Genomic DNA, 13012 nt, shown 5'->3' on the forward strand with positions numbered 1-13012 from the left:
GCGGCTTCCCCCGCCACTGCTGAACGCGTGCGCACCAAGGAGCGACATGGCGCAGGGAATGCCGATCGCCGTGCCGGTTGTCGCCGCGGCGATGGCCGGGGTGGCGGCGTGGACGGCGGTGTCGTCCGGTTGGTCGGGGTCGGTCCCCTCGCCCTCGGCGGACCCGCCCCCCCTGGTGGCCGCCGCCGAGCCTGCCGGGGCTCCCCCGAACCCCGTGGAGCAACTCGCCCCATCGGGGACTGCCCCGACGGACTCCGAGGAGCATCGGCCCCCGGTGGACGCCCCGGTGATCGACTGGTTTCGGCCACCGGCGCACGTGGGGGCCCCGGGCAATCGGGGGTGGGAATACGATCCTCACCCCGGACAGCCGGTGCAGGCGTCGGCCGACGGCGAGGTGGTCTTTGCCGGGACCGTGGTCTACAACCGGTTCGTCACCGTCGAGCACCCCAACGGGTTGCGCACCAGCTACGGCTACCTGGGGTGGATCGCCGTGCAGGAGGGCGACCGGGTGGTCGCCGGGCAGCGGTTGGGTACCACCTCGGAGCGGTTCTTCTTCAGCGTGCGAAACGGGGACGACTATCTCGACCCGGCGTCCATCCTGAGGGCCGGGCGGGTGCGGCTGGTGCCCCACCACGAGCCCGAGGGTGCCCGTCGCCTTCTCGCCCACGGCGGCGGTTAGCCGGATCGTCCGACAAAAGAGCACCAGGAGGCCGGGTGCCTGCTTTTCTGCCTAGGGCGGCGGGGAACGGAACGGCTATCGTTTGGCCCGGTCGGGAATCCCGTCCCGGCCGGACCACATCACCGCCCGGGGCATCCCACGGTCGCCAAGAGGTGCTGACCCCGGGTTTCGCTGAACCGTTGGGAGAGGAGAACGCCATGGCGCCTGTCGTGACGATGCGTCAACTGCTCGACGCCGGGGTCCACTTCGGCCACCAAACCCGCCGGTGGAACCCGAAGATGCAGCGGTTCATCTTCGGTGAGCGCAACGGCATCTACATCATCGACCTGACCCAGACGCTGGCCCGCATCGAGGCGGCCTACACCTACGTGCGCGATCTGGTGGCCGGTGGCGGGCAGGTGCTGTTCGTGGGCACCAAGAAGCAGGCCCAGGACAGTGTCCAGAGCTACGCCGAGCGGGTGGGTATGCCCTACGTGAACGAGCGGTGGCTCGGCGGGCTGCTCACCAACTTCGAGACCATCTCCAAGCGCATGGGCAAGATGAAGGAGTTCCAGCGGATGCGCAGTTCCGGCGAGCTGGACGTGATGCCCAAGAAGGAGGCCCTGCTCATTTCCCGGGAATTGGCCAAGCTGGAACGCAACCTCAACGGCATTCGCGACCTCACCCGCCCGCCCGACGCGGTATTCGTGCTCGACACCAAAAAGGAGCACATCGCGGTGGCCGAGGCCAACAAGTTGAATCTGCCGGTGATCGCGGTGGTGGACACCAACTGCGATCCCGACGTGATCCAATACGTGATCCCCGGCAACGACGACGCCATACGCTCCGGCGAGCTGATGTGCCGGATCATGAGCGACGCCGTGATCGAGGGGCGCTTCATGGCCCGGGGCCAAGCCGCGGCGGCTCCCGCAGAGCCTGCAGCAGCTACGGCCCCCGCAGAGCCCACGCCGGCACCGGCCGAGCCTGTGGCAGCTACGGCCCCCGCAGAGTCCGAGGCGCCTTCTGCCTCTGAGGCTGCCCCTTCCGAAGCGGCACCGGCAGAGGAGGCGGCCGAGCCCGCGGCGGAACCGCCAGAAGCCGCGGCCGCCCAGGAGACCGCCGTGGAGACCGAGGAGCAAAAGTGAGTTCGTTTACCGCTCAAGACGTGAAGGCGCTGCGCCAGGCCACCGGGGCCGGGATGATGGATTGCAAGCGCGCGCTGGCCGACAACGACGGCGACATGGAAGCGGCCACCCAGGCCCTGCGCGAGAAGGGCATGGCCAAGGCGGCCGCCCGGGCCGACCGAGCCAGCGATCAGGGGACCGTGGCCTTGGCGGTGGCCGGCGATGCCGCCGCCGTGGTGGAGCTCCGCTGTGAAACCGACTTTTCGGCCAAGGCCGACGACTTCACCTCCCTGGCCGACGAGCTGGCCCAGTTGGTCCTGGCCGAGGGGGAGGCCGCGGTGTCCGATCGCCAGGGCGCCCTGGAGGATCTCAGTCTGGCCAAGAAGGAAAACGTCCAGTTGGGCAAGGTGACCAGGATCGAGGCCGCCGAGGGCAACATCTTGGACACCTACCTCCATTCCCAGGACGGCCGGGGAACGTGCGCGGTGGTGGTGGAGTGCTCGGGCCTGTCCCGGGATCTGGCCCATGAGGTGGCCCTCCACATCGCCTTCGCCAAGCCCTCCGTGTTGCATCGAGACGAGGTCGATCCCGTCGAGGTGGAACGGGAACGCACCTCCTTGCTGGAGTTGACCAAGGCCGAAGGCAAGCCCGAGCAGGCGTGGGACAAGATCGTCACCGGCCGCCTGCGGGCCTGGTATGCCGAGCGGGTGCTGTTGGAACAGGGCATGTTCGGCGAGAAGGAAACGGTGCAGTCGCGGCTGGGCGACGGGGAGATCGTGCGGTTCGAGTTGGCGGCCATCGGCAGTTGACCGTGACCACCGACGGCGGCACGTTGCGACCGGGACGGTGGAATCGGATCGTCCTGAAGCTCTCCGGCGAGGCCTTTGCCGGGGAGGGCGGTTACGGCATCGACGGTGCCATTGCCACCCAGATCGCCACCGAAATCGTCAAGGTGCGGGAGGAGTTCCGCGTGGACGTGGCCGTGGTGGTGGGCGGGGGCAACATCTGGCGGGGAATGATCGGCGCCGGCGCAGGCATGGACCGGGCCCAAGCCGACTACATGGGCATGCTGGCCACGGTCATCAACGCGCTCGCCCTCCAGGACACCCTGGAGCGGCTCAACCAGCCCACCCGGGTGCAGACGGCCATCGGCATGGCCCAGGTGGCCGAGCCCTACATCCGGCGCCGGGCCATTCGCCACCTCGAGAAGGGTCGGGTGGTGATCTTCGCCGCCGGCACCGGCAACCCCTTCTTCACCACCGACACGGCGGCGGCGCTGCGGGCCGTGGAGATCGAAGCCGGGGCGCTCCTGAAGGGCACCCACAGCGGCACCGACGGGGTGTACACCGCCGACCCCCGCGTCGACCCCGACGCCCAGAGGCTCGAACACGTCCCGTACCTGGACGTGCTGTCCCAAGGCCTGAAGGCGATGGACAGCACCGCGGTTTCCCTGTGCATGGACAACAAGCTGCCCATCGTGGTCTTCGATCTCATGGAGCCGGGAAACGTGCGTGCCATACTCGACGGCCAGCCGATCGGTACATTGGTGTCATGAGGAGCTGTTCGACAGCCGTAATTCGTCGGGGGCACCGCGCGCATGACCACCGGCAATGAGCTGACCGACCTGGTAGTAGAAGAGGCCGGCGGCCGCATGGAGGCCGCGGTCCAGCACGCCCGCCAGCAGTTTGCCTCGGTCCGCACCGGACGGGCTTCTCCGGCCCTGTTCGAGCGATTCCTGGTGGACTACTACGGCACCGAGGTTCCCCTCCAACAGCTCGCCAGCTTCAGCGTTCCCGAGGCCCAGCTCCTGGTCATCTCTCCGTTCGACAAGGCGTCCATTGCCGCCATCGAGCGGGCCATCATCCAAGGCGACCTGGGCCTCAACCCCAGCAACGACGGCAACGTGGTGCGGCTGAACTTCCCCCCGCTGACCGAGGAGCGCCGCCGTGAATTGGTCCGAGTGGTGAAGCAAATGGCCGAAGAGGGCCGGGTGGCGGTTCGCAATGCCCGCCGCAGCGGACGCCAGGAAATCGACCACCTCAGCAAGGACGGTGACGTGTCCGAGGACGAGGCCGGCCGGACGCAAAAGGAACTCGACCGCATCACCCATGAACACGAACAGCTCATCAACGATGCCCTCGGCGCCAAAGAGCAGGAACTACTGGAGATCTGAGCAGACTGGAGCACCTGGAGGGGCCAGTGGACGACAACAATCCTTTCAAGCGACCCGACGATGATGCCGAAGCAACGCCTGATGACGAACAGGCCATGTTCCTGGACGATCTGACGGCGCTGTTCGACGAAGACGAAGACGACGCCGCCGACCTTCCCCGGTGGGACGAGTTCGCAAGCGAGACCTCGGACGAGGAACCGGCGTGGGACAGCCTGTCCGAGGCCACCCCCCAGTGGGGTGACGACTCCGCCGAGCAGGCCGTGGCCGACGTGGCCCTTCCCACGGCCATCGGCACCGCCGCCGAGGGGGTGAGTGTGTTCGAGGACTTGGAGCCGACCGAGTCGGTGGAGTTCCCGTCGCTCGACCGGGTGGACGAAGTGCTGTTGCTCGACAGTCCCGACGCGCCGATTCACTCGGACATGATCGACCCCTACGGTCCGCCCCCGACGCAATCATCCCCCCGAGGAGGGGGGCCGTCGTCCGCCGCCGGTGGCAGCACCCTGACCGGCCTGGTGGTCGGTTTGGTGCTGGGCGGCATCGTGTTGGCCGCGGTGGCCATCGGCGAGCGCATGGCGCTGGCCGTGCTGACCATCGCCCTGTTGCTGGCGGCCGCGGAGTGGTTCACCACCCTGCGTCAATCGGGCTACCAGCCTCCCACGCTGGTGGGCTTCGTGGCGGTGGTGGCCATGCCGGTGGCGGCCTACTGGCGAGGGGCCGACGGCATCGTGATGGTGTTGGTGTTCGCCCTGTTCGGGGCCGGGCTGTGGTACCTGGGCGGGGTGGGCCAAGACCGGCCGCTGGCCAATCTCGGGGTGACCATGCTGGGGATCACCTGGATCGGGGTGACCGGGGCCTTCGGCGGGCTGCTCTTGGATCGCCCCGACGGGGCCGAGTTGGTGCTGAGCGCGGTGATCCTGACCGTGGCCCACGACGTGGGCGCGTTCACCGTCGGGCGGGCCGCCGGCCGCACGCCGCTCTCGCAGGCCAGTCCCAACAAGACGGTGGAGGGTCTGATCGGGGGCACCATCCTCACCATCGCCGCCGCCCTGGTGTTCATTTCCGTGTTGGAGATCGGGCCCTTCGGCTCGCCCACCGGGTCGCGTTCCGACGGCGTGATCCTGGGCATCGTGGTGGCCGTGGTGGCGCCGCTGGCTGACCTGCTGGAGTCGGCCATCAAGCGGGATCTGGGCGTCAAGGACATGGGAACGCTGCTGCCGGGCCACGGGGGGATGCTGGACCGCATCGATGCCCTGCTGTTCGTGCTGCCCGCCACCTATTTCACGGCGCTGATGCTCGACGTCATCTGATCGAGCGGCCACTTTCGCATCGTGTCTTCCCTGTCGCTCTTGGGTTCGACGGGCTCCATCGGCGTCCAGACGCTGGACGTTGTTCGGGCCGAACCCGACGCATGGGACGTGGTGGCGCTGGGGGCGGGCCGCTCGGTTGCCCAACTGGTTGACCAGGCTCGGGAGTTTCGGCCCGAGGTGGTGGTGGTCGGCGACGAGAACCGGGTGCCGGAGGTCCGAGAGGCCCTGCCGGGGGTGGCGGTGGCCTGCGGGCCCGCTGCCCTGGCCGAGGCCGCCGCCATGGGCGAGGTGGTGGTCAACGGGGTGGTCGGGTTTGCCGGGCTGCCGGTGACGCTGGCCGCCCTGGAGGCGGGCCGCCGCTTGGCCCTGGCCAACAAGGAGTCATTGATCGCGGCAGGACCGGTGGTGCAGCGGGCCCGCGCCACCCCCGGTGCGGAGTTGCTCCCGGTGGACAGCGAGCACTGCGCGGTCCACCAGTGCCTGCGGGCCAACGACGCCTTCACCGAACCGGCGGGCATGGATCGCGTGCAGCGCATCGTGCTGACGGCCAGCGGGGGCCCGTTCCGGGGGCGCACCGCCGAGGAGTTGGCCGACGTGACGGTGGAACACGCCTTGACCCACCCCACCTGGAGCATGGGCCCCAAGATCACGGTGGACTCGTCCACCCTGATGAACAAGGGGCTGGAGGTCATCGAGGCCGACGAGCTGTTCGGGGTGGGCTACGACCGCATCGAGGTGGTCATCCACCCCCAGTCGGTCATCCACTCCATGGTGGAATACACCGACGGGGCCACCATCGCCCAGCTCTCCCTACCCGACATGCGGCTGTGCATCGGCTACGCCCTGGCTTATCCCGACCGCATCGCCACCCCCTTCGGTCGCATCGACTGGGCCGAGCTCCGTCGATTGGATTTCGAGCCTCCCGACACCGAGGCGTTCCCCTGTCTGGCGTTGGCCTACGCCGCCGGGCGCATGGGGGAGACCGCCCCCGCCCTGCTGAACGCGGCCAACGAGGTGGCCGTGGGGGCTTTTCTGGAAGAGCGGATAGCCTGGAACTCGATTCCCAAGATCTTGGAGAAGGTCCTGGCCGGTCACGACGGCACCGAGGCCGACTCCCTGGAGGCGGTGATGGAGGTCGATGAACGCGCCCGGGCCACGGCCGAACACATCGTGGACCGCCACGAGTTCCGCACCTGAGCCATGACCAACCCCACAATCGAGCCGGCGTCACCGGCCCCGCCCACCGGACCTCGGGCCGAGGCTCAGGGCTGGGGGGGCTTGGGTTTGGCCGTCGCCTTGTTGGCCGTGGTGTTGTGGGCCGGGGGCCTGCCCATGCTCATCGTGGTGCTGGCCGTGATCGGCATCATCTTCCTGCACGAGGTGGGCCACTACGTCACCGCCCGGGCCGCGGGCATGAAAGTCACGGAGTTCTTCCTGGGCTTCGGACCCCGACTGTGGTCGATGCGCCGGGGGGAGACGGTGTACGGCCTGAAGGCCATTCCCGCCGGGGCCTACGTGCGGATCATCGGCATGAACAACCTGGAGGAGGTGCCTCCCCACGAGGAGCACCGCACGTACCGCAGCAAGCCCTACTGGCGGCGGCTGTCGGTGGCGGTGGCCGGTTCGGCCGTGCACTTCCTGTTGGCCCTGGTGCTGATCTTCTCGTTCCTGGTGGCGGGCGGCAAGAACGAGCGGGTGCCCTCCCCGGAATGGACCGTCTCCAGCGTGCTGGTCGGTTCACCGGCCCAGGCCGCCGGGCTGTTGCCCGAAGACCGCATCGTGTCGGTGGACGGCACCCCGGTGAGCACCATGTACGACATGATCGGGGTGCTGCCCGGACCGGATTCCCAGGTGCGCCTGGAAATCCGACGGGGCGACGACCTGCTGGCCCGCACGCTGGTCCTCGCCGCCCACCCCCAGGACTCCGAACGGGGCTATCTGGGCATCGCCTCGGGGTCGGCCTGGCAGAACCGTTCGATCAGCGTGGGCTACGTCGAAGCAGTTCCCGAGACCTTCAGAGAATTCGGGTTCCTGATGAAGGAGTCGGTGCTGGCCATCGGCCGGTTCTTCTCGCCCAGCGGGCTCAACGACTTCTTCCGCCAGGTGACCGACCAGCCCGTCCCGGAGGCGAGCACCCCGGCGGGAACCGGGATCTCCACGGTCGGCCCCCAGGAGGACGGCGATCGGGTGATCTCCATCTTCGGGGCGCTGCGGATCGGCGCCGATCTCACCGAGTTCGGCTACAAGAGCCTGCTGTTGTTCCTGGCGTTGCTGAACGTGTTCATCGGAGTCTTCAACCTGATTCCGCTGTTGCCCCTCGACGGGGGCCACGTGGTCATCGCCACCTACGAGCGCCTGCGCTCCCGACGGGGCCGTCGCTACTCCGCCGATGTGACCAAGATGGTGCCGGTGGCCTACGCCGTGGTGGTGCTGTTGGTGGTGGTCGGCCTGGGGGCGCTGTACCTGGACATCACCGATCCGGTGGAGATTCCGTGACCGTGGTGGGCAATTGCGGTTGCCGGCGGTCGGACATGTCAAGCTGAAGCCGTGGAAGTCCAGGCCGCATTCCCGCGCCGCACCACCCGCCAAATCCAGGTGGGCAATGTGGCCGTGGGCGGCGGCGCGCCCATCACCGTCCAGTCGATGACCACCACCCGCACCGCCGACGTGGAGGGCACCCTCCAGCAGATTTACGCCCTGGCCGCTGCCGGGGCCGACATCGTGCGCTGTACCTGCAACGAGATCGAGGCGGCCGAGGGCCTGGCCCAGATCGTGCCCCGGTCGCCGGTGCCCATCGTGGCCGACATCCACCACCAGTACCGCATGGCGCTGGCCGCCCTGGATGCCGGTGTGCACTGTTTGCGGTTGAACCCCGGCAACATCCGCAAGCCCGAGCACATCCGGGCGGTGGCCTCGGAGTGCCGCGACCGAGGGGTGCCCATCCGCATCGGGGTGAACGGGGGCTCGTTGCATCCCGACCTGTACCGCAAGTACGGCGACCGGGTGACGCCCGAGGCCATGGTGGAGTCGGCCCAGATGGAGCTGGACTACTTCCGGGAGGTGGACTTCCGGGACGTCAAGATCTCGGTCAAGGCCTCCAGCGTGCCGCTGATGATCGAGGCCTACCGGCAGTTGGCCGATGTCACCGACCATCCCCTGCACCTGGGGGTGACCGAGGCCGGACCGCCCCCGGTGGGGCTGATCAAGTCCACCGCGGGGATCGGCACGCTGTTGGCCGAGGGCATCGGCGACACCATCCGCTACAGCCTCACCGCCGATCCGGTGCAGGAAGCCAAAGCTGGCCGCCAGCTCCTCGAATCGATGGGGCTGCGGGAGCGCAAGAACGTGGATCTCATCGCCTGCCCGAGTTGCGGTCGCGCCGAGATCGACGTCTACGCGGTGGCCGAGCAGGCCATGGAGGCCTTCGGTGACCGGGAAATCCCCCTGCAGGTGGCGGTCATGGGCTGCGTGGTCAACGGTCCCGGCGAGGCGCGGGACGCCGACATCGGCATCGCCGCGGGCAACAAGCGGGGCCACCTATTCGTGAAGGGGCGCAACGTGGCGGTGGTGGCCGAGGAGGACATGGTGTCGTCCCTGGTGGAGTGGGCCGAGCTGATCCACGAACACGGCCCGGAAGCGGCCCTGGCCCGGGCCGACACGGTGGCCGCCGCCCGGGAGGCCGAACGGGACCGAAGCCGCCTGTTGGCCGATCAGGGCGACGACGCCAACCAGGCCGGCGAGAAGATCGAGAAAATCCGGGAACGGGCCTGACCATGGCCGAAGACTTCGAGATGATCCGGGAGCGAGCCTGACCATGGCCCGCAAAGGCGTGCTCACCCCCCAGCACGAGGACTTTCCCCGCTGGTACCAGGACATCCTCAACAAGGCCGAGTTAGCCGACAACGGTCCCGTTCGGGGCACCATGGTGATCCGCCCCTACGGCTACGCCCTGTGGGAGCGGATGCAGGCCGAGGTGGATCAGCGCATCAAGGCGGCGGGCGCCGACAACGCCTACTTCCCGCTGTTCATCCCCGAGAGCTACCTGAACAAGGAGTCCGACCACGTGGAGGGCTTCAGCCCCGAGATGGCCGTGGTCACCCAGGGCGGGGGCCGGGAGTTGGCCGAACCGGTGGTGGTGCGGCCCACCAGCGAGACCATCATCAACGCCTACTTCTCCAAGTGGGTGCAGAGCCACCGCGACCTGCCGCTTCTGATCAACCAGTGGGCCAACGTGGTCCGCTGGGAGATGCGCCCCCGCATCTTCCTGCGCACCACCGAGTTCCTGTGGCAGGAAGGCCACACCGCTCACGCCACGCGCCAGGAGGCCCGTGACTACGCCTCCCGGATTCTCCACGAGGTGTACTTGGAGTTCATGGAGTCGGTGCTGGCCATCCCGGTGCTCATCGGCTACAAGACGGCGGCCGAGCGGTTTCCGGGGGCCATCAACTCGATGTGCCTGGAGGGCATGATGCGCGACGGCAAGGCCCTCCAGATGGGCACCTCCCACGAGCTGGGACAGACGTTCGCCACCATGTTCGACATCACCTACCTGGACGCCGACGGCAACCAGTCCCTGGTGTGGCAGACCTCCTGGGGGGTGTCGTCGCGCATGGTGGGCGGGCTGATCATGGCCCACGGCGACGATCAGGGCCTGGTGGTGCCCCCTCGTCTGGCCCCCATCCAAGCGGTGGTGATCGCCGTGCGCGACGACGACGGGGTGGTGGAGGCCTGCCACGCTCTGGCCGCCGAGCTGTCCGCCGCGGGGGTACGGGTGCGGGTGGACGACCGGACCGGTACCGGGTTCGGCCGCCGGGCCACCGACTGGGAACTCAAGGGCGTGCCCGTCCGGGTGGAAATCGGCCCCCGAGACCTGGAGCAGGGCCAGGCCACGCTGGCATGGCGGGTGGGGGGCGACAAGCAGACGGTGGCCCTCACCGAGGCGGCGTCGCGGATCGAAGAGCTGCTCGAGGCCGCCCAACAGCGCCTCTTCGACGAGGCCGTGGCCTGGCGGGACGCCCACATCGTGGAGGTGGCCACCACCGAGGAGGTGCGGGAGGCCGCGGCCACCGGCTTCGCCCGGATACCCTGGGCCACCCTGGGCCCCGAAGGGGAAGCCGCCCTGGCCGAGGACGCCATCACCGTGCGGTGCCTGCAGCGCCCCGACGGTTCGCTGCCCCTGGGCGACGACGAGCCCGACCTGGTGGCCGTCTGCGGCCGCAGCTACTGAGGAGCCACTGAGGAGCCACTGGCCCCCGCGAGCGCGTCGGCACCCCAGAACATGGGGCTGATGAAACGACAAAGCGGTGTCGAGGGGGTAGGCTGGAGGGCGCATCGTCGTTCTCCGAAGTGTCGATCTCAGAAGTTGGGTACCAAGCTTGGGTGAGGCGTGGGTTTCGGCCCACGCCTTCTGGCTTTGGGCCGGCATTTTGGGCAGCCACAGGGGAACGGCGACAAAACCGACCGATCACCAACCAGGAAAGGGGCGAGATGTCCGTTGCCGACGACGTGCGCGACCTGCTGACGCCCCTGTTCCAGGGTAGGGGCCTCCACCTCTACGACCTCACCCATGGCGGCGGCGTGCTGCGCATCATCGTGGACAAGCCCGGCGGGGTCGGCCTGGACGAGGTGGCCGACGTTTCCAAGGTGGTTTCCCGCCTGCTGGACGACAGCGATCTGGTACCCGGCCGCTACACCCTGGAGGTGACCAGTCCCGGCCTGGAGCGACCGCTGCGTCGCCCGGAGCACTTCGTCCGGGCCGAGGGCGAGACCATTGCCGTGAAGCTCGGACCCCAGGTGGACGGTGAGCGTCGGATTCAGGGGGTGCTGGTGGGGTGTGACGAGGTGGGGATCACCGTCGAGAGCGACGGCGGCACCCATCAGCTCGCGTTCAGCGACATTGCCAAGGCTCGGACCGTGTTTGCCTGGGGTCCGACGCCCAAGCCCACGATCAAGGAGAAGAGCAGCCGATGAATCCCGACATGCTGGAAGCCCTCCAAGCCCTGGCCGCCGACAAGGGAATCTCGGTGGATGCCCTGTTGGCCGCCCTGGCCGACGCCCTGGAGTCGGCCTACAAGCGGATGCCCGACAGCGAGGAATACGCCTGGGTCACCATCGACCCCGAGACGGCCGACATCCGGGTGTTCGCCCAAAAGCTCGACGAGGACGGCGAGCCGGTGGGCGAGTCGTTCGACGTCACCCCCGACGGCTTCGGCCGCATCGCCGCCCAGACCGCCAAGCAGGTCATGTTGCAGCGGATTCGCGAGGTGGAGCGAGAGCTGAAGTACGAGGAGTACGCGGGCCGGGAGGGCGACATCGTCACCGGCATCATCCAGCAGAACGACGCCCGCTACACCCTGTTGGACTTGGGCCGGGTGGAGGCACTGTTGCCCCAGGCCGAGCAGGTGCCCTTCGAGCGCCCCGACGCCAACAGCCGACTCAAGGCCTACATCGTGGAGGTGCGCAAGACGGCCAAGGGTCCCCAGATTGTGGTCAGCCGCACCCATCCGGGATTGATCAAGCGGCTGTTCGAGTTGGAGGTGCCCGAGATCGCCGACGGGGTGGTGGAGATCCGGGCTTGTGCCCGCGAGCCCGGACATCGCACCAAGATCGCGGTGGCCTCCAGCGACGTTAATGTCGACCCGGTGGGGGCCTGCGTGGGAGCCCGGGGGGCCCGGGTGCGCATGGTGGTCAACGAGTTGCGGGGGGAGAAGATCGACATCGTTCCCTACTCCGACGATCCCGCCGATTTCGTGGCCAAGGCGCTGTCCCCGGCCAAGATCAAAGAGGTCTCCATCGACGAGGAGACCGGGGTGGCCGTGGTGGTGGTGCCCGATTATCAGCTCTCACTGGCCATCGGCAAGGAAGGCCAAAACGCCCGCCTGTCCGCCCGACTGACCGGTTGGCGCATCGACATCAAGAGCGAGAGCCAACTGGCCCAGGAGGCAGCCTACGCCGAGATGGACTGGGCCGAGGGCGAATGGGTGGTGGACGAGACCACCGGCGAACAGGTCTGGCGGCCCGCCGAGGGTGGACCGGCCCTGTCGGCCGACCAGTGGGCGGCCGAGGGCAGCGAGGACACCCCGCCGGAGCAGGAACAAGGCCCTGCGCCGGAAGTTTCGGAGGAGGCCCCCCAGGTGGGGTAGAAGCCACGGCCTCGGATTGACTTCGAAATCCGCAGGCCGGGCGTGAGAATATAGGAGCCCGACCCGTCAGGGTCGGCCGCGCTTCGCGGACGGACGAGGAAAGAGCCTTTTGCCAGCAAAGATTCGGGTTTACGAGCTTGCCCGTGAGCTTGGCCTCACGAACAAGGAGACGCTTGATCTCTGTGTTGCGTTGGGGATCGGCGTCAACAGCCATTCCTCGAGCGTGGTGGATGCCCAAGCCGATCGTGTCCGTCGCCGTGCCCATCGAGACGGTTTGGTACGCCCGCCGGAGCCGGAACCCGAGCCCGAGCCGGAACCGGAGCCGGTGGCCGTTGCACCGGAGCCGGAACCCGAACCCGAGCCAGTGGTGGATGCACCGGAGCCGGAACCCGAGCCGGTGGCGGTTGAGCCGGAGCCGGTGGTCGTTGAACCGGAACCCGAGGTTGTCGAACCCGAGCCGGAGCCCGAACCGGAGCCGGTGGCCGTTGAACCCCAGCCCGTGGCCGAGGTGCCGGAACCGGAGCCGGAGCCGGTGGCGGTTGAGCCGGAGCCGGAACCCGAGCCCGAACCGGCTGCCAAGGCACCCGCCGGCGAACCACCGACCGCCG

At 68.5% G+C, this 13012-nt stretch carries 12 protein-coding genes and 1 pseudogene; all 13 read left to right on the forward strand.

Features of this window, described 5'->3' with window-relative positions; all coding sequences use genetic code 11:
* Positions 1 to 46 precede the first annotated feature (46 nt).
* On the forward strand, positions 47 to 679 hold the full coding sequence (locus ACOQPQ_RS00955; protein ID WP_420637574.1) for a murein hydrolase activator EnvC family protein: 633 nt from the start codon (positions 47 to 49) through the stop codon (positions 677 to 679).
* 197 nt (positions 680 to 876) lie between these two features.
* Positions 877 to 1803: a 30S ribosomal protein S2 gene (rpsB, locus tag ACOQPQ_RS00960; RefSeq protein ID WP_420637575.1), complete on the forward strand. Its 927-nt coding sequence runs from the start codon at positions 877 to 879 to the stop codon at positions 1801 to 1803.
* Positions 1800 to 2591 (forward strand): translation elongation factor Ts, encoded by a 792-nt coding sequence (tsf, locus tag ACOQPQ_RS00965; protein WP_420637576.1) that lies wholly within the window; start codon positions 1800 to 1802, stop codon positions 2589 to 2591. The genes rpsB and tsf overlap by 4 nt, the downstream gene beginning before the upstream one ends.
* Positions 2592 to 2614: 23 nt before the next feature.
* Entirely contained in the window at positions 2615 to 3337 is a 723-nt protein-coding gene (gene pyrH, locus ACOQPQ_RS00970; RefSeq protein ID WP_420640334.1) for a UMP kinase, read from the forward strand.
* 42 nt (positions 3338 to 3379) lie between these two features.
* The gene (frr, locus tag ACOQPQ_RS00975) at positions 3380 to 3955 is read left to right on the forward strand and encodes a ribosome recycling factor (RefSeq protein WP_420637577.1); all 576 of its coding nucleotides are present in this window, start codon (positions 3380 to 3382) and stop codon (positions 3953 to 3955) included.
* A 26-nt stretch (positions 3956 to 3981) separates the two neighbouring features.
* Positions 3982 to 5262: a phosphatidate cytidylyltransferase gene (locus tag ACOQPQ_RS00980; RefSeq protein ID WP_420637578.1), complete on the forward strand. Its 1281-nt coding sequence runs from the start codon at positions 3982 to 3984 to the stop codon at positions 5260 to 5262.
* Between the two features lie 21 nt (positions 5263 to 5283).
* Entirely contained in the window at positions 5284 to 6459 is a 1176-nt protein-coding gene (gene dxr, locus ACOQPQ_RS00985; protein ID WP_420637579.1) for a 1-deoxy-D-xylulose-5-phosphate reductoisomerase, read from the forward strand.
* Positions 6460 to 6462: 3 nt separating this feature from the next.
* A complete protein-coding gene (locus tag ACOQPQ_RS00990) occupies positions 6463 to 7758 on the forward strand; it encodes a M50 family metallopeptidase (RefSeq protein WP_420637580.1) in 1296 nt (431 codons plus the stop codon).
* Positions 7759 to 7809: 51 nt separating this feature from the next.
* The gene (ispG, locus tag ACOQPQ_RS00995) at positions 7810 to 9033 is read left to right on the forward strand and encodes a flavodoxin-dependent (E)-4-hydroxy-3-methylbut-2-enyl-diphosphate synthase (protein ID WP_420637581.1); all 1224 of its coding nucleotides are present in this window, start codon (positions 7810 to 7812) and stop codon (positions 9031 to 9033) included.
* A 43-nt stretch (positions 9034 to 9076) separates the two neighbouring features.
* A complete protein-coding gene (proS, locus tag ACOQPQ_RS01000) occupies positions 9077 to 10489 on the forward strand; it encodes a proline--tRNA ligase (protein WP_420637582.1) in 1413 nt (470 codons plus the stop codon).
* Between the two features lie 260 nt (positions 10490 to 10749).
* On the forward strand, positions 10750 to 11232 hold the full coding sequence (rimP, locus tag ACOQPQ_RS01005) for a ribosome maturation factor RimP (protein WP_420637583.1): 483 nt from the start codon (positions 10750 to 10752) through the stop codon (positions 11230 to 11232).
* Positions 11229 to 12404: a transcription termination factor NusA gene (nusA, locus tag ACOQPQ_RS01010; protein WP_420637584.1), complete on the forward strand. Its 1176-nt coding sequence runs from the start codon at positions 11229 to 11231 to the stop codon at positions 12402 to 12404. Before rimP ends, nusA begins: the two co-directional genes overlap by 4 nt.
* A gap of 109 nt (positions 12405 to 12513) precedes the next feature.
* Positions 12514 to 12636: pseudogene (locus ACOQPQ_RS01015) on the forward strand (translation initiation factor IF-2 N-terminal domain-containing protein); the annotation flags it as partial.
* Between the last annotated feature and the right edge of the window lie 376 nt (positions 12637 to 13012).

This window comes from Candidatus Poriferisocius sp., from assembly GCF_965219775.1.
In the GTDB taxonomy this organism is placed as follows: Bacteria; Actinomycetota; Acidimicrobiia; order Acidimicrobiales; family Bin134; genus Poriferisocius.